Origin of the sequence: Nocardiopsis dassonvillei subsp. dassonvillei DSM 43111 (genome assembly GCF_000092985.1) — a bacterium.
GTDB classification, from domain to species: Bacteria; Actinomycetota; Actinomycetes; order Streptosporangiales; family Streptosporangiaceae; genus Nocardiopsis; species Nocardiopsis dassonvillei.
In genome coordinates this window covers 3,880,317-3,898,861 of record NC_014210.1, presented here as the reverse complement: position 1 = coordinate 3,898,861, position 18,545 = coordinate 3,880,317, and the positions used below count along the sequence as shown (strand labels likewise).

The window sequence follows — 18,545 nt, the reverse complement described above, 5'->3', positions numbered from 1 at the left end:
GTTCCTCACATCCGGAAGACGCCGTAGCCCACCGGCTCCAGCGGGGCGTGGCGGGCGGCGGACAGGGCCATGGCGAGCACGTCGCGGGTGTCGGCGGGGTCGATGACGCCGTCGTCCCACAACCGCGCGGTGGAGTAGTACGGGCTGCCCTGCTCCTCGTACTGGTCGCGCACGGGCGCCTTGAAGGCCTCCTCGTCCTCGGCGGACCACTCCTGCCCGCGCGCGGCCATCTGGTCGCGGCGGACGGTGGAGAGCACCGAGGCGGCCTGTTCCCCGCCCATCACCGAGATGCGCGCGTTGGGCCACATCCACAGGAACCGGGGCGAGTAGGCCCGCCCGCACATGCTGTAGTTGCCCGCGCCGAAGGACCCGCCCACGACCACGGTGAACTTGGGGACGCGGGCGCAGGCCACGGCGGTGACCATCTTCGCCCCGTGTTTGGCGATACCGCCCGCCTCGTAGTCCCGTCCGACCATGAACCCGGAGATGTTCTGGAGGAAGACCAGCGGCACGCCGCGCCGGTCGCACAACTCGATGAAGTGGGCGCCCTTGAGCGCGGACTCGGCGAACAGGATGCCGTTGTTGGCGACGATCCCGACCGGGTGGCCGTGCAGGTGCGCGAACCCGGTGACCAGGGTCGTGCCGTACTCGGCCTTGAACTCGGTGAACTCGCTGCCGTCCACGATCCGGCCGATGACCTCGCGCACGTCGTAGGGGGTGCGCGTGTCGGCGGGCACCACCCCGTACAGCTCCCCGGGGTCCAGCGCCGGGGGACGGGGCTCGCGCACCTCCCACGCGGGCGGTCCGGGCGGGCCGAGGGTGTCGGCGATGCGCCGGACGAGGGTGAGGGCGTGCGCATCGTCGTCGGCCAGGTGGTCGGTGACCCCCGACACCCGCGAGTGCAGGTCGCCGCCGCCCAGCTCCTCGGCGGTGACGACCTCGCCGGTGGCCGCCTTGACCAGCGGCGGGCCGCCCAGGAAGATCGTGCCCTGCTCGCGCACGATGACCGCCTCGTCGCTCATCGCCGGGACGTAGGCGCCGCCCGCCGTGCACGAGCCCAGCACCGCGGCGATCTGCGGGATGCCCATCCGCGACATCGTGGCCTGGTTGTAGAAGATCCGGCCGAAGTGCTCGCGGTCGGGGAAGACGTCGTCCTGCATGGGCAGGAACGCGCCCCCGGAGTCGGCGAGGTAGACGCACGGAAGCCGGTTGTGCAGCGCCACCTCCTGGGCGCGCAGGTGCTTCTTGACGGTCATGGGGTAGTAGCTGCCGCCCTTGACCGTGGCGTCGTTGGCGACCACGACCGTCGGGCGGCCCATGACCCGGCCCACGCCCGCGATCATCCCGGCGCCGGGGGCGTCCTGTCCGTCCGCGCCGTAGAGCCCGTACGCGGCCAGGGGGGCGATCTCCAGGAAGGGGGAGCCGGGGTCCAGGAGGAGGTCCACGCGGTCGCGCGGCAGGAGTTTGCCCCGCTCGACGTGCCGTGTCCGGGTCCTCTCCGGGCCGCCCAGGGCCGCGGTGGCGATCCGCTCGCGCAGCTCCAGGGCGAGGGCGCGGTTCGCCGCGTCGTTGGCGGCGAACGCGGGCCCGGCGGTGTCCACCGCCGTGCCGAGCACAGGTGCCCTGCTCATGGTGTCCTCTCGTGGAGGGGTGTTAATGCTCACTAACATCTGGGATGTTAGTGACTACTAACATGGGTGTCCAGGGCCCGGAGCGGCACCGGGGGAGGGGAGGAGACCGGATGGGGGCCAGACCCGCGGGCGAGCGGCGCACGGCGCTCCTGGGCGCGGCGGCGCGGCTCTTCGCCGAGCACGGTTACCGGGGGGTGTCCATCGACGACCTCGGCCGCGCCGTCGGCACGACAGGGCCCGCCCTGTACCGCCACTTCCGCGGCAAGCAGGCGCTGCTCGGCGCGGTGCTGGTGGACATCAGCGAACGCCTGGCGCGCCAGGGCGGCGAGCTGGTGGCGAGGGCGTCGGGCGCCGAGGAGGCGCTGGAGGCCCTGCTGCGCGGGCACATCGCCTTCGCCCTGGACGAGCCCGACCTGATCACGGTGCACGACCGGGAGCTGGGCAACCTCACCGACGCCGACCGGCGCCGGGTGCGCCGCCTCCAGCGCGGCTACGTCGAGCAGTGGGTGGGGGTGCTCGGCGAGCTGCGCCCCGACGCCTCGGCCACCGTCCTGCGCGCCGCCGTGCACGCCGTGTTCGGGCTCCTCAACTCCACCCCGCACAGCCGGGGCGAGCTGTCGCGGCGGCACATGGCGCGGCTGCTGCTGGAGATGGGCCGGGCCGCCCTGACGGTCCCCGCCGCCGAGCCCGACTGAGCGTTCGCCCCGAGCCGGTTCCGGCCGCCGTTCCCCCGTACCCGCGTGCTCCTCCGGTACCGGGCGCTCCCGCCCGCCGTGCCCCGACGGCCCATCCCGGGATTTGGCGCCGGTCATGCCCTGCGCTGACCCGCCGCCGGGTAGACAGGGCGCCAGGCACCGGAGAGGAGGAGCGCCATGAACGTGGTGAGCAGGGGTTTCCAGGGGCGCAGGGGAGGCGACCCCTCGCGTGTGCCCCCGGGGCAGTACGAGACCCACGACTTCCCCGTCCTGTCGGCCGGTCCCACACCGCACGTGGACACGGCCGAATGGACCTTCGCGATCGCCGACGAGGCGGGCGGCACGCGTTCCTGGACGTGGGACGAGTTCCTGGACCTGCCCCAGGAACGGCTCCGCGTGGACATCCACTGCGTCACCCGCTGGTCCAAGCTGGACACCGACTGGGCGGGCGTCAGCGTGGACACCCTCCTGGAGGACGTGGAGACCGCGGCCGAGTACGCCCTGGCGGTCAGCCACGGCGGCTACACCGCCAACCTGCCGCTCCAGGACCTCACCGACGGCCGGGCCTGGGTGGTGCACAGCTTCGGCGGGGAACCGCTGGCCCCCGAGCACGGCGGGCCCGCCCGGCTGCTGGTCCCGCACCTGTACTTCTGGAAGTCGGCCAAGTGGGTGCGCGGGCTGCGGCTGCTCGACGAGGACGAGCCCGGGTTCTGGGAGCAGGCCGGGTACCACGACTACGGCGACCCGTGGCGCGAACAGCGCTACCAGGGCGACTGATGGCGGCCTGGCGGCCCGCCGAACTGGTGGCCGACCGGTGGGAGACCGCGAGCGCCAGGACCCTGGTCCTGGAGGTGCCGGGGTGGCCCGGGCACCGGCCGGGCCAGCACGTGGACGTGCGCCTGACCGCCGAGGACGGCTACACCGCCCAGCGCGGCTACTCGATCGCCTCGGCCGCGGACGGCGAGCGCGTCGAGCTGACCGTGCAGCGGGTGGAGGGCGGGGAGGTCTCCCCCTACCTGGTGGACGTGTTCGCGCCGGGCGACCGGGTGGAGGTCCGCGGTCCGCTGGGCGGCTGGTTCGTGTGGGACGCCGCGTCGCCCGACCCGGTGGTCCTGGTGGGCGGCGGCTCGGGCGTGGTCCCGCTGATGGCGATGGTGCGCGAGCGGCGCCGGACGGGCGGCCGGGCCCTGTTCCGGGTGCTGTACTCGCTGCGCACCCCCGAGGACCGTTACTACCGGGGGGAGCTGGGCGCGCACCGGCCGGGCGACGGAGGGGTCGACGTGTTCCTGGCCTACACGCGCCGCGCGCCCGAGGGCGCGGTCCGGGGGCCGGGACGGCTGGGCGTGGCCGAACTCAACACCCACGGCTTCCCCGCCGAGTTCGCGCCGGTGTGCTTCGTGTGCGGGCCCACCGGCTTCGTGGAGACGGTGGCCGACGCCCTGGTGGCGCTGGGGCACGACCCCCGGCGGGTGCGTACCGAGCGTTTCGGCTCGGGTGGAGGTGGCGGATGAGGGAACCGGAGCACATGGACGCCAACGTGCTGGCCGGACCGCTGTCGGAGATCATGTCCGTGGACCTGACCTCGGCCGAGCGCCGCTGCTCGGTGTGCGGGGCGTGCGGGACCTTCGCCGAGCTGTACGTGACGACGGACGGGCCCGGCCTGGTGGCGAGCTGCCCGCGGTGCCGGACCCTGGTCCTGCGGCTGGTGCGCACCCCCGACAGCGTGTGGCTGGACCTGGGCGGCACCGGGGTCGTCCGGATCCGGCTCGGGCTCTGACGGGGTCCGGGGCGGGCCCCGCGGCCCGCCCCGGCACCACGTCCGCGCCCTACACGCCGCCCGTGGCGCCGCCCGTGTCCGGGCTCTGCTCCGCCGGAGCCGCGGGGGCCTCCTGCGCGGGGGCCTCCTCGGCCGGAGCCTCAGGGGCCTCCTCGGCGGGGGCCTCCGGGTCCTCGTTGACCACCGGCGGCTTGGAGTCCTCCCCGAAGACGCCGTCGAAGAGGAAACCGAGCACCCCTCCGGGGCGCGAGTCGTCCTGGTCCGCGGTGGCGGCCACGGCGGCCCCCGTCCCGGCAACGCTCAGTCCGGCGGCCAGCACCGTCGCGGCGGTGATCCTGGTGAACGCACGCATACGCGCTCACGACTCCCTTCGTGTCGGGTGTCAATGCATGACGTGATTATCTTGTTACAGAAAGTCACGGAAATCACGAACTCCCCCCGCACGGGTGTTTCGGACCGGCTCGGGGAGCCGCCCCGGCCCTCCCCAGGGGCCGCCAACGGCGGGCAAAGTCCCCGGCAGGTCACGGGTGGCGGCTCCCGGATCCGCCGACCCGGCCATACATTGGCCGCGGTCTTGTGGGTAGTGCTGCGTCCAACGGCCCAACGGCCCAACGGACGCACTCAGCCGTCCCGCCCCACGACACGTCAGAAGGAGCGCTGTCTATGTCTCGGCCTCGTATCGTGGTGGTCGGCGCGGGTTTCGGTGGTCTCCACACCCTGCGCCACCTCGAACGCCGCATCCCGGCGGGGGCGGCGGACATCGCCCTCGTCGCGCCGCACGACTACATGCTCTACAGCCCCCTGCTGCCGCAGGTGGCCTCCGGACTGCTCACGCCGCAGTCGGTCGCCATGTCGGTGCACCGGCTGACCCGGCAGACCCGGTTCGTCCCCGGGCACGCCGTCGGCGTGGATCCGGGGGACCGCGTGGTCGTCGTACGGCGCCCCACCGGCGAACTCGCCCCGGTCCGCTACGACCGCCTGGTCCTGGCGCCCGGCGGGGTCACCCGCGCCTTCGACATCCCCGGTCTGGCCGAGCACGCCTACGGCGCCAAGACGCTGGCCGAGGCGGTGCTCCTGCGCGACCACGTCCTGGCCCAGCTGGAGCTGGCCAACGACAGCCGCGACCCGGCCGAGCGCGAGGAGCGCTGCCGCTTCGTCGTCGTCGGCGGCGGCTACACCGGCGTCGAGACCGCGGCCTCGCTCATGCGCCTGTGCCAGGAGGCGGCCAAGCGCTATCCGGACCTGCGCTCGGTGATCCGCTGGCACCTGGTGGACATCGCGCCCAAGGTGCTGCCCGAACTCGGCGACCGCCTCGGCCGCAAGGCGCTCGACCTGCTGCGCTCCATCGGCGTCGAGGTCAAGCTCAAGGTGAGCGTGCGCGAGGTGACCGACGACAAGGTGGTGCTCACCGACGGTCGCGCCCTGCCCTGCCGCACCCTCATCTGGACGGCGGGAGTCTCACCCAGCCCGCTCATGGCGACCCTGGACAAGCCCACCCAGAAGGGGCGCCTGGAGGTCGGCGCCGACCTGCGGGTCCCCGGCCTCGACGACGTCTTCGCCGTCGGCGACGCCGCGGCGGTGCCCAACCTCTCGCACGAGGACAGCGACTACTGCCCGCCGACCGCCCAGTACGCCACGCGCCAGGCGGCCACCGTCGCCGACAACGTCGTCTCGTCCGTCCTGGGACGCCCGATGAAGGAGTTCCGGCACCGGGACATGGGGCTGGTCGTGGACCTGAGCGGCAACGACGCGCTCGCGCGCGTCATGCAGCTGGAACTGAGCGGGCTGCCCGCGCTGGGCGTCACCCGCGGGTACCACCTGATGGCGGTGCCCTCCGCGACCGCGCGGGCGCGCATCCTGGCCAACTGGGGGATCCGCAAGGCCACCGGCGGCGACACCTCGCGCCTGGGGTTCGCCGACGGCGGGCGCCCGTCCTCGTTCGTGGCCAACGAGTCGGTCGACTACCTGGACGCGGAGGGCTCCCGCCGGGAGGGCGCGCGCCTGCTGGAGAACCTGCACGCGCGCTACGGCGTGCACTGACCGGGAGCCGTCCGGGCTCCGCCGGAGTCCGGACCGCAGAGCCCCGCCGACCGGCCGCGGCGCCCCGCCGCGGCCGGTCGGGCGCGGGCGCGGGGGCGACGGGGTCAGGAACGGACCAGGCGGGCGATCGCCTCTGAGGCCTCGCGGACCTTCTCGTCCGCCTCCTCGCCGCCGTTGGCCACCGCGTTGGACACGCAGTGCTTGAGGTGCTCGTCGAGCATGGACAGCGCGAAGGACCGCAGTGCCTTGTTGGCCGCCGACGTCTGGGTCAGGATGTCGATGCAGTACTGGTCGTCCTCGACCATCCGCTGCAACCCGCGGATCTGGCCCTCGATACGGCGCAGCCGGTTGATGTGACTCTGCTTGTCGTTACTGTAACCGTGGGTCGCAGCCATGCTCCCGCTTCCGTGTCGTTCCTGCTCAGGTGCCATTACCATACCCCCTCGTGGTATCCAACGGCGGGGGTCGGGAACGCATTCCGCCGGTGCGCCCCCCGCGGGCGCGCGCCGCACCGCCGACGCGGTCGTAGTAGGAGTTTCCCAGACGAACGGGGACCGGTCGCCCCGCCCGGAGGCGCGCGCGTGCCGTGCGCGGGGACCGTCACCGCGCGTAAACGTCCGGTCCGCTCTGGGCAACGCGGGGGTGGTGGCCCTTGCCCGCGGCCCCGACCCGAACCGACCATGGCGGTATGACTGACAGCGCCGAGAACGACATCATGGCCACCATCCGGGGACTGATCGACGAGGAGCACGCGCTCCGCTCCACCGCCGGGGGACTGGACCCGCGGGAGCGCGCCCGCGTCAAGCAGGTCGAGGAGGCGCTCGACCAGTGCTGGGACCTGCTCCGCCAGCGCAGGGCCCGCGAAGAGTTCGACCAGGACCCCGACGAGGCCGAGCCGCGCCCGGTCTCCGAGGTCGAGAACTACCGGCAGTAGGGGGGCCGAACCGAAAACCCCGCGTGCTCCGCGAGCGTCAACACGGGTACAGCGGTGCCGGGCGGTGACCGCATGACCGCACGGCGCCCCACGCCGGGAGCACAGAAGGAAGCGCATGCTCACCACACTGACCGGGTTGGGCCTGGCCTCCGCGGCCGGGCTCAACGCCTACATCCCCCTCCTCCTCGTCGGACTGCTCGCACGCTTCACCGACCTGGTCCCGCTGGGAGAGTCCTGGCAGTGGATCGAGCACCCCGTCACCCTCGTGGTCCTCACCGTGCTGCTGGTCGTGGAGTTCGCGGCGGACAAGATCCCCGCGGTCGACAGCTTCAACGACGTCCTCCAGACCGTGGTGCGGCCCACCTCCGGCGGCATCACCTTCGGCGCGGGGGCCTCCGCGGTGGAGCTCGGCGAGATCACCGGGGCCGCCTCCGGCGCCGCCGCGGGCGGGGACGGGGTCTCCTGGTGGGCGGTGGTCGCGGGCGTGGTCGTCTCCCTGGCCTTCCACGCGGTCAAGTCCCTGGCCCGGCCGGTGGCCAACTCCGTCTCCCTCGGGTGCGCGGCCCCGGTCACCTCCTTCCTGGAGGACGTCGTCAGCTTCGTCACCTCGCTGCTGGCCCTCCTGGTGCCCGTCCTCGTCCTCGTCGTGTTCCCGCTCATGGTGGCGGCGGGCGTGTGGGCGGCCCGGCGCGGGCGGCGGCTGCGCCGGGAACGCCGCGAGGCGCGGGGAACCGGGCCGCAGGACGCGGACGCGGGCGCGCGGACCGGCGCGGAGGGCGCGAACCCGGCGGGGGAGTCCCACCCCGGGTGAGGGGCCCGGCGTGCGCGGGGGGCCGGGCAGGGGTGGCGCACGACGCATTCCCCGACCGGGGCCGGTGCCCGTAAAGTGCGGTCAATGGCTGAGACGACTTTCGACCGACACGACAGCACCCACATCGTCTGGGACTGGAACGGCACCCTCCTCAACGACAACCACGCCAACCTCGCCGCGGTGAACGCCGTGTGCGAGCTGTTCGGCCGCGACCCCGTGGAGCTGGACCACTGGCGCTCCGTCTTCCGCCGCCCCCTCATCCCCTGCTACGAGGAGCTCCTCGGCCGGGCCTTCGAGGAGGGCGAGTGGGAGCGGGCGGAGCGGCACTACGACAGCAGCTACCAGGAGCTGCTGCCCTCCTGCGAACTCACCGCGGGCGTCCCCGACGTCCTCCGGGAGTGGACCCGCGGCGGCGGCACCCAGTCCCTGCTGTCCATGGCCTCCCACGACCACCTGGTGCCCCTCATCGAGGAGCGCGGCCTGACCGGGCACTTCACCCGGGTGGACGGCCGCCAGTTCCAGACCGAGGACGACTCCAAGGCCGAGCACCTGGTGCGCCACCTCGAACACCAGGGCATCGACCCGGCCCGGGTCGTGCTGATCGGCGACATCGACGACGACGCCCGCGCCGCCCGCGAGGCCGGGGCCCGCTCCATCCTCGTCACCAGCGGCCTGATGTCCCGCGCCCGCCTGGAGGCCACCGGCTCCCCGGTGGTCGACTCCCCGGCGGCCGCGGTGGCCGCGCTGCGCGGCGCCTGAGGCGACCGCCGGGCCCGGGCCCCGCGCGCCCGGAGCCCGGAGCACCGCGCCCGCGCGGGCCCCGCAAAGGTCCGGTCACCGGCTCTCCCGCCCGCCTCCGGCCCCTGTCAACGGTGACCGCCCACGCCCGCGCGACCGCCCGCCAGTGGGTTCCACACACCGGTTCCCTCCCAGCGGTGACCTGCGCACTCGACCCGCATCCCGGCCCCCGTCACCCCGGGGGCCGGGCCGGCGCCGCCGTCATGGGGTGTTGTTAGATGGGTCTCACAGCAACACGCGGTCGGCAACACGCCGTGCGGAACACAGTGCGAATGGGAAGGCGGGCCAATGACGGAGAACAGCGTGCCCCGGGTGCTCTGGAAGCCCGACGAGGAGAGGGCCGCGTCCTCCAACATCGTCGCGTTCGCCCGATGGGCCGAGCGCGAGAAGGGGGTCCGGGCCTTCGGCGACGCCTCCGCCGCGTCCTTCGACTACGACTCCCTGTGGCGCTGGTCGGTCACCGACGTCGACGGCTTCTGGGAGTCGGTCTGGGAGTACTACGGCGTGCGCTCCGAGACCCCCTACGAGCGGGTCCTGGGCGAGCGCACCATGCCCGGAGCCGAGTGGTTCCCCGGGGCCACCCTCAACTACGCCCGGCACGTCTTCGAGGGCCGCGACGACGACCGCGTCGCCATCCGCCACGCCACCGAACTGCGCGGACTCGGCGAGTGGACCTGGGGCGACCTGCGCCGCCGCACCGCCGCCATCGCCGCCGGCCTGCGCGGACTGGGCGTGGGTCCCGGCGACCGCGTCGTGGCCTACCTGCCCAACCTGCCCGAGACCGTCGCCGCCTTCTACGCCGCGGCCTCCCTGGGCGCGGTGTGGTCCTCCTGCTCCCCGGACTTCGGCGTGCGCAGCGTCATCGACCGCTTCGCCCAGATCGAACCCAAGGTCCTGCTCGCCGTGGACGGCTACCGCTACGGGGGCAAGGACTTCGACCGCCGCCCCGTCGTGGAGGAGCTGCGCGCGGCCCTGCCCACCGTCGAGCACACCGTCCTCCTGGACTACCTCCACCCCGGAGAGTTCCTCGACGGCACCCTGCCCTGGGGTCGTCTGGAGGAGTCCGGGGCAGGGGCCGAGCTGGAGTTCGCGTCCGTCCCCTTCGACCACCCCCTGTGGGTGCTCTACTCCTCCGGAACCACCGGCCTGCCCAAGGCCATCGTCCACGGGCACGGCGGCATCCTGCTCGAACAGCTCAAGAACCTCCACCTGCACCTGGACGCCCAGGAGCACGACCGGGTGTTCTGGTTCACCACCACCGGCTGGATGATGTGGAACTTCCTGGTCAGCGTGCTGCTGACGAAGGCCTCCATCGTCCTGTACGACGGCAGCCCCGCCCACCCGTCGCCCTCCACCACCCTCAACGTACGGCCTTCGGCCGCAGCAACTCCCCAGCCCGACCTGGGCGCCCTGTGGGACCTGGCCGCCGAGGCCGGGGTCACCGTCTTCGGCACCAGCGCCGGGTTCCTCTCCTCCTGCATGAAGGAGGGCGTCCACCCCCGCCGGGGCCGCGACCTGTCCGCGCTCAAGGCCATCGGCTCCACCGGCTCGCCGCTCAGCCCCGAGGCCTTCTCCTGGGTCTACGAGGAGTTCGGCGAGGACCTGTGGCTGTTCTCCACCTCCGGCGGCACCGACGTGTGCAGCTGCCTGGTCGGCGGCACCCCGACCCTGCCCGTCCACGAGGGCGAGATCCAGTCCCGGGCCCTGGGCATGGCCGTGGCCTCCTGGGACCCCGACGGCAAGGAGCTGGTCAACGAGGTCGGCGAACTCGTCGTCACCGAGCCCGCCCCGTCCATGCCGCTGTTCCTGTGGGGCGACGACAGCGGCGAGCGGCTGCGCGAGAGCTACTTCTCCGTCTACCCGGGCGTCTGGCGGCACGGCGACTGGATCGCGATCACCGACCGCGGCACCGCGGTCATCTACGGCCGCTCCGACTCCACCATCAACCGCGGCGGCGTGCGCATGGGCACCAGCGAGATCTACCGCGCGGTCCTGGCTCTGGACGAGGTCGTCGACGCGCTGGTCGTGGACGTGCCCCAGGCCGACGGCTCCTCCCGGATCGAGCTGTTCACCGTGCTGCGGGAGGGCGCCGACCTGGAGGGCGACCTGCCCCGGGAGATCGCCCGCCGCATCCGCACCGACTGCTCGCCCCGCCACGTGCCCGACCGCGTCCGCGTCATCGGCGCGGTGCCCCGGACCCTGTCGGGCAAGGTCCTGGAGGTGCCGGTCAAGCGCATCCTCATGGGGGAGCGGCCCGACCGGGTCGCCAGCCGCGACTCACTGGCCAACCCCGAGGCGCTCGACTTCTTCAGCACCCTGGCCGGGGAGCGGGAGAACACGGGCTGACGGCGACCGCGCCGGGGCACGTGGCCGGTGACGGCCACGTGCCCCGGCCCGTTGTTGCCGCGCGGGCGACGGCATAGCCTGACGGGCGTGACACAGAACCAGTCCGGCGAGACCTCCGCCGCCCCCGCGGGCCCGTCCTCGGGCCGGGACCGGATCGACGGCATCGACGCCGCACGCGCCCTCGCGGTGTTCGGGATGTTCGTCGTGCACCTCGGGGTGGAGTCCATGGGGCTGCTGTCGCCCGAGGGCTACGCCTGGGACGTGCACGGCGTCGTGCGCGGCAACTCCTCGGCGCTCTTCGCCCTCCTGGCGGGGACCTCCCTGGCCATGATGACCGGGCGCACCGACCCGGTCGGCGGCGACCGCCTGCGCGGGGCCGTCGTGCGCATCCTCACCCGCGCGGCGCTCATCGGCGTGCTGGGCCTGGTGCTGGACCTCATGGGGGTCCCGGTCGCCATCATCCTGACCTACTACGCGGGCTTCTTCGTGCTGGCCCTGCCCCTGCTCAAACTGCGCTCGGGTGCGCTGTGGACGGTGGCGGGCGCCCTGGCCGTGCTCGGCCCGCCGCTCTCGTTCCTGCTGCGCGACAACGTCTTCCCGCCCTCGCCGCGCACGTCCTCGCTGGCCTCGCTCAGCGAGTTCCTCCTGACCGGCTACTACCCGGCGATCACCTTCATGGCCTTCGTGACCGCGGGGATGGCGCTGGGGCGGCTGGACCTGGCCGCCACCGCGGTGCGGCTGCGCCTGCTGGCCTCCGGCGCGGCCCTGCTCCTGCTCGGCCACCTCGGCTCCTGGGTCCTGCTCGGCCCGATGGGCGGCATGGACCGCCTGGTGCGGGCCAGCGGCCCCGCCCTGACCGGCCTGCCCTCCGGGGAGGTGACCGACGAGGCGACGGCGGCCCTGGTGCGCGCCGCGGTGGTGGAGGAGACGCAGTCGCTCTCGGGCCAGGTGCCCACCGACTCCTGGTGGTGGCTGGCGGTCGGCACGCCCCACACCGGCACCACCTTCGAGATCGCCGAGGCGGTCGGTCAGGGGCTCGTGGTGCTGGTGGTGTGCATGTTCCTGTGCGACCGCTTCCGGGTCCTCATGTACCCGCTGACCTCGGTCGGCCGGATGCCGCTGACCGTCTACACCGGACACATCCTGGCCCTGGCGGTGGTCATCGCCGCCTCCGGCGGGATCGGCTGGCACCAGCCGTGGCTGCTGGAGGGCTTCGTCCTGGGGGCGCTGGTCTTCGCCACCCTGTGGCGGCTGACGGCGGGCAGGGGACCGGCCGAACTCCTCCTGGGCGAGGCCGCCGACGGCGTGGTCGCCCTGGTGGAGGAGCGAAGATCCGCCGCCGACGGGCGCCTTCCCCGCCGTCCTAGCGACGGTCCCCCCGCGTGATCCTGGCCGAGGTGCGGTCGCGGTGGGCCAGGGAGTCGGTGGTGGTCCGCGCGTTCTGGCGCATGAGCCTGCGCGCGTCGTCGGCCGCCGACCGCGCGACCGCCGGACTGGCCACGGGCCGCTGCGCGACCTCGGCGTCCTCGGGCAGGCCGATGTCCATGGGCAGGCCCGCCCTGCTGATCACCCGAAGCTGGGCCTCCTCCTGCGACCTGGAGGGCCGGATGTCGCCGTCGGGGGTGCGCCACGCCTTCAGGCGGGCGTGCAGCCAGTCGGTGCCCTGGTAGTCGGGGCCGCTCGGCCAGGGCACGCCGTCGGGACGGTGCCCCAGCGCGTGCAGGGCGTCGGCGACGGTCCACCCGGCCGAGAAGAAGCGCGCGGTCTCGTCGCGCAGCACGCGAAAGTCCACGCGGCGCAGGGACGCCTCCTCACGCCGCAGAGTCTCGCAGGCGTCGTGCACGTCGCGGGGGGTGTGCCGGGTGCGGTGCAGGGGGTCGGCCTCCGGTTTGCGCAGCAGGGAGTCGTCCACCGTCACGATCACCTCGCCGCGGCGGTTGTCCCAGACGCTGACCTCCTCGCGCGCCCACCCCTGGGACTCGGCCAGGGCCACCGCCATCCTGCGCAGGTCGACCCGCTCGTCATCGCTGCTGATCCGGAACTCCGCCATGTCCCCAGCCTAGACGAGCCCTTCCCCGGGCCTGCGCGGACAGGGAGAGGGCGGTCCCCGGCAGCGGGCCCGGCAGGTCCCGGGCGGCTCCTCGCCGGACCGCCGCCCCCGCCCCTCTCCCGCCCGGCCCGGACCGCGCCGGACCCCCTGACCCCGCTCAGCCCCGCTCCACCGGGCGGGCCATCACCAGCTGCGGTCCCCCCGCCGCGTCCACGAAGCGGCGGCCGGTGAAGACGAACCCGGCGCGCCCGTAGACGCGGGCCGCCGCGTGGTTGGCCTCGTCCACGCACAGCACCAGCTCGGCCGCCTCCGGCGCCACCTGCGCCGCCAACCGGTCCAGCAGCGGCGGAGAGCACACGGCCCGCCCCACGCCCCGGTGCTGCCAGGCGGTGGTGACGTAGAAGGCGCGCAGCAGCACCGCCCGCGCCGGGTCGGGTACCAGGTCGCGCGCGTGCACGGCCCGGTCCAGCACGCCGAAGCCCGCGCAGGCCGCCCGCGCCCCGGCGGCGTCGGCGACGGCTCCCGGGCCGACGACGGCGAAGGGCGTGCGCGCCGGGTCGGCGTCGGCGGCGGGCAGGGTGGTCACCGGCAGCCGCACGTGGCCGCGCTGGCCGGGCGGCAGGCGGTGACGCAGCACGGTCTCCCGCAGCAGGCCCGCCTCCGGCGTGGCCCGGTCCAGCCTCACCAGGCGCACCGGCTCCGTCCCGCCCGCTCGTGGCTCGCTCCGCTCTCCGGCCGACATCACCGCTCCCGTCACCTCGGGGTCCGCTCCTCCGGCTCCCGGACCGGCGGGGCGGGCCGAGAGGAGGATTCGGGCCAGTCTCGCATCCCGCCCACGTAGCCAAAAGGGAGTGGTCCGGTCTAGACCGCGCGTGTCCGTCCCGGCGGTGGCAGAACAGTACGGATGTCCTTTTCTGGGGGTTTTCCGTGCCGGATTGGAGGAAAGGACGGCGAAAAACCAGAGCAGGCGTTGGAGGCTCCTCCAACCTTGGGCGGCTCGATCCGGACGGATGCTGACGGCGGCTCCGCCCGGCGTTAGGGTGACTGCCTGACGGCCCGGCCCGGGGGGAAGAACTCCCCGCGCGCCGCGCCGCGAGCCCCGTTTCCGCTGGCCACAGCGGACGGGCAGGCCAGCGACCCGACGAGCTGTAGGTGCCCGTGCCCCACACCGCATTCGCGCCCGAGGCGGCGACCAACCGCGAACTCCGCGCGTTCCTGCACGGCCTCCCGGGCGTGGACGAGGTCGGCGCGCGAGCCCGCGCCCAGGACCTGTCCACCCGGTCGGTCAAGACCACCGCCAAGGCCCGGGCCATCGACCTGGCCATCACCATGGTGGACCTGACCACCCTGGAGGGCGCCGACACCCCCGGCAAGGTCCGGGCCCTGTGCGCCAAGGCCGCCCACCCCGACCCCGCCGACACCACCGTGCCCCGCGTGGGCGCCGTGTGCGTCTACCCCGACATGGTCGCCACCGCCGTCGAGGCGCTGCGCGGCACCGGGGTCGGCGTGGCCTCGGTGGCCACCGCCTTCCCCTCCGGCCGGGCGCCCATGGAGGTCAAGCTCGCCGACACCCGCCGCGCGGTCGCCGACGGCGCCAGCGAGATCGACATGGTCATCGACCGCGGCGCCTTCCTGTCCGGCGACTACCTCAAGGTGTTCGAGGAGATCGCCGCCGTCAAGGAGGCCTGCGGCACCGCCCACCTCAAGGTCATCCTGGAGACCGGCGAGCTGGCCACCTACGACAACGTGCGCCGCGCCTCCCACCTGGCCATCCGGGCCGGGGGCGACTTCGTCAAGACCTCCACCGGCAAGGTGTCCCCGGCCGCCACCCTGCCGGTCACCCTCGTCATGCTGGAGGCGGTCCGCGACCACCACGCCGCCACCGGCAGGCGCGTGGGCGTCAAGCCCGCGGGCGGCATCCGCACCACCAAGGACGCCATCCGCAACCTGGTCCTGGTCAACGAGGTCGCCGGTCCCGACTGGCTGACCCCCGACCTGTTCCGGATCGGCGCCTCCAGCCTCCTCAACGACCTGCTCATGCAGCGCACCAGGCTGTCCACCGGCACCTACCCGGGCCCCGACTACTACACGCTGGACTGAGAGCCGTGATCTTCGAGTACGCGCCCGCACCGGAGTCCCGCTCCGTCGTCACCCTGCGCGAGAACTACGAGCTGTTCGTCGACGGCGCCTTCTCCCCGGCCGAGGGCGGCGAGTACCTCACCACCCTCAACCCCGCCGACGAGACCGAGCTCGCCCGGGTCGCCGTCGCCGGACCCGCCGACGTGGACCGGGCCGTCGCCGCCGCCCGCCGCGCCTTCGACACCGTCTGGGGGCCGATGCCCGGGGCGGAGCGCGGCAAGTACCTGTTCCGCATCGCCCGCATCATCCAGGAGCGCTCGCGCGAGCTGGCCGTGCTGGAGTCGATGGACAACGGCAAGCCCATCAAGGAGACGCGCGACGTCGACCTGCCGCTGGTCGCCGCGCACTTCTTCTACCACGCGGGGTGGGCCGACAAGCTCGCCCACGCCGGGCTGGGCCCCGACCCGCGCCCGCTGGGCGTGGCCGCCCAGGTCATCCCGTGGAACTTCCCGCTGCTCATGCTCGCGTGGAAGATCGCGCCGGCGCTGGCCACCGGCAACACCGTCGTGCTCAAGCCCGCCGAGACCACCCCGCTCACCGCGCTGGCCTTCGCCGAGATCTGCCAGGAGGCCGACCTGCCCCCGGGCGTGGTCAACATCCTCACCGGCGCGGGCGAGACCGGCCGGGCCCTCGTGGAGCACCCGGGCGCCGACAAGGTGGCCTTCACCGGCTCCACCGGGGTGGGCCGCCAGATCGCCCGCTCGGTCGCGGGCACCGGCAAGCGCCTCACCCTGGAGCTGGGCGGCAAGGGCGCCAACATCGTCTACGACGACGCGGCCCTGGACCAGGCGGTCGAGGGCGTCGTCTCGGGCATCTTCTTCAACCAGGGCCACGTGTGCTGCGCGGGTTCGCGGCTGCTGGTCCAGGAGTCGATCGCCGAGGAACTGCTGCCCCGGCTCAAGGAGCGCATCGCCAAGCTGCGCCTGGGCGACCCGCTGGACAAGAACACCGACATCGGCGCGATCAACTCCGCCGCGCAGCTGGAGCGCATCCGCGAACTCACCGACACCGGCGAGGAGGAGGGCGCCGAGCGCTGGTCGCCCGCCTGCGAGCTGCCCGCGAGCGGCTACTGGTTCGCGCCCACCGTCCTGACCGGCGTCAGCCAGTCCCACCGCGTGGCCCGCGAGGAGATCTTCGGCCCCGTGCTCTCGGTGCTGACCTTCCGCACCCCCGAGGAGGCCGTGGCCAAGGCCAACAACACCCCCTACGGCCTCTCCGCCGGGGTGTGGACCGAGAAGGGCTCGCGCATGCTCTGGACCGCCGAGCGCCTGCGCGCCGGGGTGATCTGGTCCAACACGTTCAACAAGTTCGACCCGACCAGCCCCTTCGGCGGCTACAAGGAGTCGGGATACGGCCGCGAGGGCGGGCGGCACGGATTGGAGGCCTACCTTGGCTGAGCGGCGCGAGAACCGGAAGACCGCCAAGAACGCGGCCAGGGCCGTCAAGGCCGCGAAGGGCACGGCCGTCGCCGCCGCGCCCGCCCGGCTGGCGGTCCGCAAGACCTACAAGCTCTACCTGGGCGGGGCCTTCCCCCGCTCGGAATCGGGCAGGAGCTACCCCGTGACCTCCGCCAGCGGCCAGCACCTGGCCAACGCCCCGCTCGCCTCCCGCAAGGACGCCCGCGACGCCGTGGCCGCAGCGCGCAAGGCCTTCGGCGGCTGGTCGGGCCGCACCGCCTACAACCGCGGCCAGATCCTGTACCGGGTCGCGGAGATGCTGGAGGGACGCCGCGACCAGTTCGCCGCCCAGGCCGTGGCCGTTCAGGGGCTCTCCCGCGCCGACGCCGAACGCGTGGTCGACGCCGCCGTGGACCGGTGGGTGTACTACGCGGGCTGGACCGACAAGGTCGCCCAGGTCCTGGGCGGCGCCAACCCCGTCTCGGGGCCCTACTACAACCACTCCGCGCCCGAGCCCACCGGCGTGGTCGCGGTGTTCGCCCCCCAGAACGCGCCGCTGCTCGGCCTGACCTCCGTGGTCGCCCCCGTGATCGCCACCGGCAACACCGCCGTCGTGGTCACCTCCGGGGACGCGCCGCTGGCCGCGATCGACCTGGCCGAGGTGCTGGCCACCTCCGACCTGCCGGGCGGCGTGGTCAACCTGCTCACCGGACGCGTGCCGGAACTGGGCCCCCACCTGGCCTCGCACGCCGACGTCAACGCCCTGGACCTGACCGGCGCCGGAGACCTGGCCGCGGAGTTCGAGAGGGCCGCCGCCGACACCCTCACCCGGGTGCTGCGCCCCGGCCCCGGCTCCGACGGCGGCGAGGAGGCCTGGCTCGACCCCGACCCCGGCACCGCGCGCCTGAAGCCCTTCCTGGAGACCAAGACGGTCTGGCACCCCGTGGGGATCTAGGGGGAGCCGAGGCCGCGGCCGGTGTGACGCACGGGTTCCACCGGCGACGATCCCGTACCCCCGGCGCGTCCGGGCCGCCCGGACGCGCCGCGGGTAGCAGGATCACGCGTACGGCACCGCGTCCGTGAACCCTTCCCGGGCACCAACGAACGGAGAGACCCGCTGTGACTCGCACACCCCAGGCAGCCGCCGAGGAGGCCGCCGCCGAACTGCGCTCGCGCACCGGCGTGGACGCCTACGACGTCGCCCTGGTCATGGGATCGGGGTGGGCCTCCGCGGCCGACCTGCTCGGCGACTCCGGTCAGGAGCTGCCCACCACCGACCTGCCCGGCTTCGTGCCCCCGGCCGTGGAGGGCCACAGCGGCACCGTGCGCAGCATCAGGGCGGGCGACCGCTCCCTGCTCGCCTTCCTGGGCCGCACCCACCTGTACGAGGGCCACGGCACCGACGCCGTCGTGCACGGCGTGCGCACCGCCGTGGCGGCCGGGGCCACCACGGTCGTGCTGACCAACGCCGCGGGCGGCATCAACCCCGCCTACGCGGTGGGGTCCCCGGTGCTCATCGCCGACCACCTCAACATGACCGCGCGGTCCCCGCTGACCGGCGCGACCTTCGTCGACCTCACCGAGACCTACACCCCCGCCCTGCGCGAGCTGGCCCGCTCGGTGGACCCCTCCCTGCCCGAGGGCGTGTACGCGGCCATGCCCGGCCCGCACTTCGAGACGCCCGCCGAGATCCGCATGCTCAGCGCCATGGGCGCCGACCTGGTCGGCATGTCCACCGTGCTGGAGGCGATCGCCGCCCGCGCCGCGGGAGCCCGAGTCCTGGGCCTGTCCCTGGTCACCAACGTCGCGGCCGGACTCACGGGGGCCAACCTCGACCACGAGGACGTGCTGGCCACCGGCCGCGACGCCGCCGCGACCGTCGGACGCCTGCTCGCCGACATCACCGCCAAGCTCTGAGGGGAGCCCC

19 protein-coding genes are annotated in these 18,545 nt (G+C 73.9%); 14 read left to right on the top strand and 5 right to left on the bottom strand.

Features of this window, described 5'->3' with window-relative positions:
- Nucleotides 1-5: 5 nt before the first annotated feature.
- A complete protein-coding gene (locus NDAS_RS16120) occupies nucleotides 6-1,616 on the bottom strand; it encodes a carboxyl transferase domain-containing protein (RefSeq protein ID WP_041552812.1) in 1,611 nt (536 codons plus the stop codon).
- Between the two features lie 125 nt (nucleotides 1,617-1,741).
- Here NDAS_RS16120 and NDAS_RS16115 point away from each other — a divergent pair, with 125 nt between their 5' ends.
- The 4 genes from NDAS_RS16115 to NDAS_RS16100 all read left to right on the top strand — a co-directional run bounded on the left by NDAS_RS16115 (nucleotide 1,742) and on the right by NDAS_RS16100 (nucleotide 4,103).
- The gene (locus NDAS_RS16115; protein ID WP_013154276.1) at nucleotides 1,742-2,326 is read left to right on the top strand and encodes an SACE_7040 family transcriptional regulator; all 585 of its coding nucleotides are present in this window, start codon (nucleotides 1,742-1,744) and stop codon (nucleotides 2,324-2,326) included.
- Nucleotides 2,327-2,503: 177 nt separating this feature from the next.
- Nucleotides 2,504-3,103, top strand: a complete 600-nt coding sequence (locus NDAS_RS16110; RefSeq protein WP_013154275.1) for a sulfite oxidase-like oxidoreductase — start codon at nucleotides 2,504-2,506, stop codon at nucleotides 3,101-3,103.
- On the top strand, nucleotides 3,103-3,837 hold the full coding sequence (locus NDAS_RS16105) for a ferredoxin reductase (protein WP_013154274.1): 735 nt from the start codon (nucleotides 3,103-3,105) through the stop codon (nucleotides 3,835-3,837). The genes NDAS_RS16110 and NDAS_RS16105 overlap by 1 nt, the downstream gene beginning before the upstream one ends.
- On the top strand, nucleotides 3,834-4,103 hold the full coding sequence (locus NDAS_RS16100) for a DUF6510 family protein (RefSeq protein ID WP_013154273.1): 270 nt from the start codon (nucleotides 3,834-3,836) through the stop codon (nucleotides 4,101-4,103). Before NDAS_RS16105 ends, NDAS_RS16100 begins: the two co-directional genes overlap by 4 nt.
- A gap of 49 nt (nucleotides 4,104-4,152) precedes the next feature.
- On the opposite strand, the gene NDAS_RS16095 is transcribed toward NDAS_RS16100, so the two are convergent.
- Nucleotides 4,153-4,455 carry a hypothetical protein gene (locus NDAS_RS16095; RefSeq protein WP_013154272.1) on the bottom strand — a complete coding sequence of 101 codons (303 nt, stop codon included), beginning with the start codon at nucleotides 4,453-4,455 and terminating at the stop codon, nucleotides 4,153-4,155.
- Nucleotides 4,456-4,766: 311 nt separating this feature from the next.
- Between NDAS_RS16095 and NDAS_RS16090 the strand changes: the two genes are divergently transcribed.
- Nucleotides 4,767-6,143, top strand: a complete 1,377-nt coding sequence (locus tag NDAS_RS16090) for an NAD(P)/FAD-dependent oxidoreductase (protein ID WP_013154271.1) — start codon at nucleotides 4,767-4,769, stop codon at nucleotides 6,141-6,143.
- A gap of 104 nt (nucleotides 6,144-6,247) precedes the next feature.
- Here the strand turns inward: NDAS_RS16090 and NDAS_RS16085 are convergent, their stop codons facing one another.
- Nucleotides 6,248-6,538, bottom strand: a complete 291-nt coding sequence (locus NDAS_RS16085; protein ID WP_013154270.1) for a metal-sensitive transcriptional regulator — start codon at nucleotides 6,536-6,538, stop codon at nucleotides 6,248-6,250.
- Nucleotides 6,539-6,831: 293 nt separating this feature from the next.
- On the opposite strand from NDAS_RS16085, the gene NDAS_RS16080 reads away from it, so the two are divergent.
- The 5 genes from NDAS_RS16080 (at nucleotide 6,832) to NDAS_RS16060 (ending at nucleotide 12,418) form a co-directional block, all read left to right on the top strand.
- The gene (locus NDAS_RS16080) at nucleotides 6,832-7,077 is read left to right on the top strand and encodes a DUF2630 family protein (protein WP_013154269.1); all 246 of its coding nucleotides are present in this window, start codon (nucleotides 6,832-6,834) and stop codon (nucleotides 7,075-7,077) included.
- A 115-nt stretch (nucleotides 7,078-7,192) separates the two neighbouring features.
- The gene (locus NDAS_RS16075; protein WP_013154268.1) at nucleotides 7,193-7,888 is read left to right on the top strand and encodes a DUF4126 domain-containing protein; all 696 of its coding nucleotides are present in this window, start codon (nucleotides 7,193-7,195) and stop codon (nucleotides 7,886-7,888) included.
- Between the two features lie 84 nt (nucleotides 7,889-7,972).
- The gene (locus NDAS_RS16070; protein WP_013154267.1) at nucleotides 7,973-8,647 is read left to right on the top strand and encodes an HAD family hydrolase; all 675 of its coding nucleotides are present in this window, start codon (nucleotides 7,973-7,975) and stop codon (nucleotides 8,645-8,647) included.
- Nucleotides 8,648-8,974: 327 nt separating this feature from the next.
- The gene (locus tag NDAS_RS16065; RefSeq protein WP_013154266.1) at nucleotides 8,975-11,032 is read left to right on the top strand and encodes an acetoacetate--CoA ligase; all 2,058 of its coding nucleotides are present in this window, start codon (nucleotides 8,975-8,977) and stop codon (nucleotides 11,030-11,032) included.
- A gap of 87 nt (nucleotides 11,033-11,119) precedes the next feature.
- Nucleotides 11,120-12,418 (top strand): heparan-alpha-glucosaminide N-acetyltransferase domain-containing protein, encoded by a 1,299-nt coding sequence (locus NDAS_RS16060; protein WP_013154265.1) that lies wholly within the window; start codon nucleotides 11,120-11,122, stop codon nucleotides 12,416-12,418.
- On the opposite strand, the gene NDAS_RS16055 is transcribed toward NDAS_RS16060, so the two are convergent.
- Entirely contained in the window at nucleotides 12,396-13,082 is a 687-nt protein-coding gene (locus tag NDAS_RS16055; RefSeq protein ID WP_013154264.1) for a hypothetical protein, read from the bottom strand. The two genes, NDAS_RS16060 and NDAS_RS16055, sit on opposite strands and share 23 nt — an antisense overlap.
- Nucleotides 13,083-13,239: 157 nt before the next feature.
- Nucleotides 13,240-13,824 (bottom strand): GNAT family N-acetyltransferase, encoded by a 585-nt coding sequence (locus tag NDAS_RS16050; protein WP_013154263.1) that lies wholly within the window; start codon nucleotides 13,822-13,824, stop codon nucleotides 13,240-13,242.
- 410 nt (nucleotides 13,825-14,234) lie between these two features.
- Here NDAS_RS16050 and deoC point away from each other — a divergent pair, with 410 nt between their 5' ends.
- From deoC to NDAS_RS16030, 4 genes are all read left to right on the top strand, one after another.
- On the top strand, nucleotides 14,235-15,182 hold the full coding sequence (deoC, locus tag NDAS_RS16045; RefSeq protein WP_013154262.1) for a deoxyribose-phosphate aldolase: 948 nt from the start codon (nucleotides 14,235-14,237) through the stop codon (nucleotides 15,180-15,182).
- 5 nt (nucleotides 15,183-15,187) lie between these two features.
- The gene (locus NDAS_RS16040) at nucleotides 15,188-16,618 is read left to right on the top strand and encodes an aldehyde dehydrogenase family protein (protein WP_013154261.1); all 1,431 of its coding nucleotides are present in this window, start codon (nucleotides 15,188-15,190) and stop codon (nucleotides 16,616-16,618) included.
- Nucleotides 16,611-17,573, top strand: a complete 963-nt coding sequence (locus tag NDAS_RS16035; protein WP_013154260.1) for an aldehyde dehydrogenase family protein — start codon at nucleotides 16,611-16,613, stop codon at nucleotides 17,571-17,573. The genes NDAS_RS16040 and NDAS_RS16035 overlap by 8 nt, the downstream gene beginning before the upstream one ends.
- 164 nt (nucleotides 17,574-17,737) lie before the next feature.
- Entirely contained in the window at nucleotides 17,738-18,535 is a 798-nt protein-coding gene (locus NDAS_RS16030) for a purine-nucleoside phosphorylase (RefSeq protein ID WP_013154259.1), read from the top strand.
- Nucleotides 18,536-18,545 lie beyond the last annotated feature (10 nt).

Bases quoted from the DNA above. Each gene is read 5' to 3' on its own strand.
- NDAS_RS16050 (WP_013154263.1), bottom strand. From the start codon at position 13,824: ATGTCGGCCGGAGAGCGGAGCGAGCCACGAGCGGGCGGGACGGAGCCG.
- NDAS_RS16110 (WP_013154275.1), top strand. From the start codon at position 2,504: ATGAACGTGGTGAGCAGGGGTTTCCAGGGGCGCAGGGGAGGCGACCCC.
- NDAS_RS16075 (WP_013154268.1), top strand. From the start codon at position 7,193: ATGCTCACCACACTGACCGGGTTGGGCCTGGCCTCCGCGGCCGGGCTC.
- NDAS_RS16105 (WP_013154274.1), top strand. From the start codon at position 3,103: ATGGCGGCCTGGCGGCCCGCCGAACTGGTGGCCGACCGGTGGGAGACC.
- NDAS_RS16095 (WP_013154272.1), bottom strand. From the start codon at position 4,455: ATGCGTGCGTTCACCAGGATCACCGCCGCGACGGTGCTGGCCGCCGGA.
- NDAS_RS16100 (WP_013154273.1), top strand. From the start codon at position 3,834: ATGAGGGAACCGGAGCACATGGACGCCAACGTGCTGGCCGGACCGCTG.
- NDAS_RS16085 (WP_013154270.1), bottom strand. From the start codon at position 6,538: ATGGCTGCGACCCACGGTTACAGTAACGACAAGCAGAGTCACATCAAC.
- NDAS_RS16055 (WP_013154264.1), bottom strand. From the start codon at position 13,082: ATGGCGGAGTTCCGGATCAGCAGCGATGACGAGCGGGTCGACCTGCGC.
- NDAS_RS16065 (WP_013154266.1), top strand. From the start codon at position 8,975: ATGACGGAGAACAGCGTGCCCCGGGTGCTCTGGAAGCCCGACGAGGAG.
- NDAS_RS16070 (WP_013154267.1), top strand. From the start codon at position 7,973: ATGGCTGAGACGACTTTCGACCGACACGACAGCACCCACATCGTCTGG.
- NDAS_RS16090 (WP_013154271.1), top strand. From the start codon at position 4,767: ATGTCTCGGCCTCGTATCGTGGTGGTCGGCGCGGGTTTCGGTGGTCTC.
- NDAS_RS16115 (WP_013154276.1), top strand. From the start codon at position 1,742: ATGGGGGCCAGACCCGCGGGCGAGCGGCGCACGGCGCTCCTGGGCGCG.
- NDAS_RS16080 (WP_013154269.1), top strand. From the start codon at position 6,832: ATGACTGACAGCGCCGAGAACGACATCATGGCCACCATCCGGGGACTG.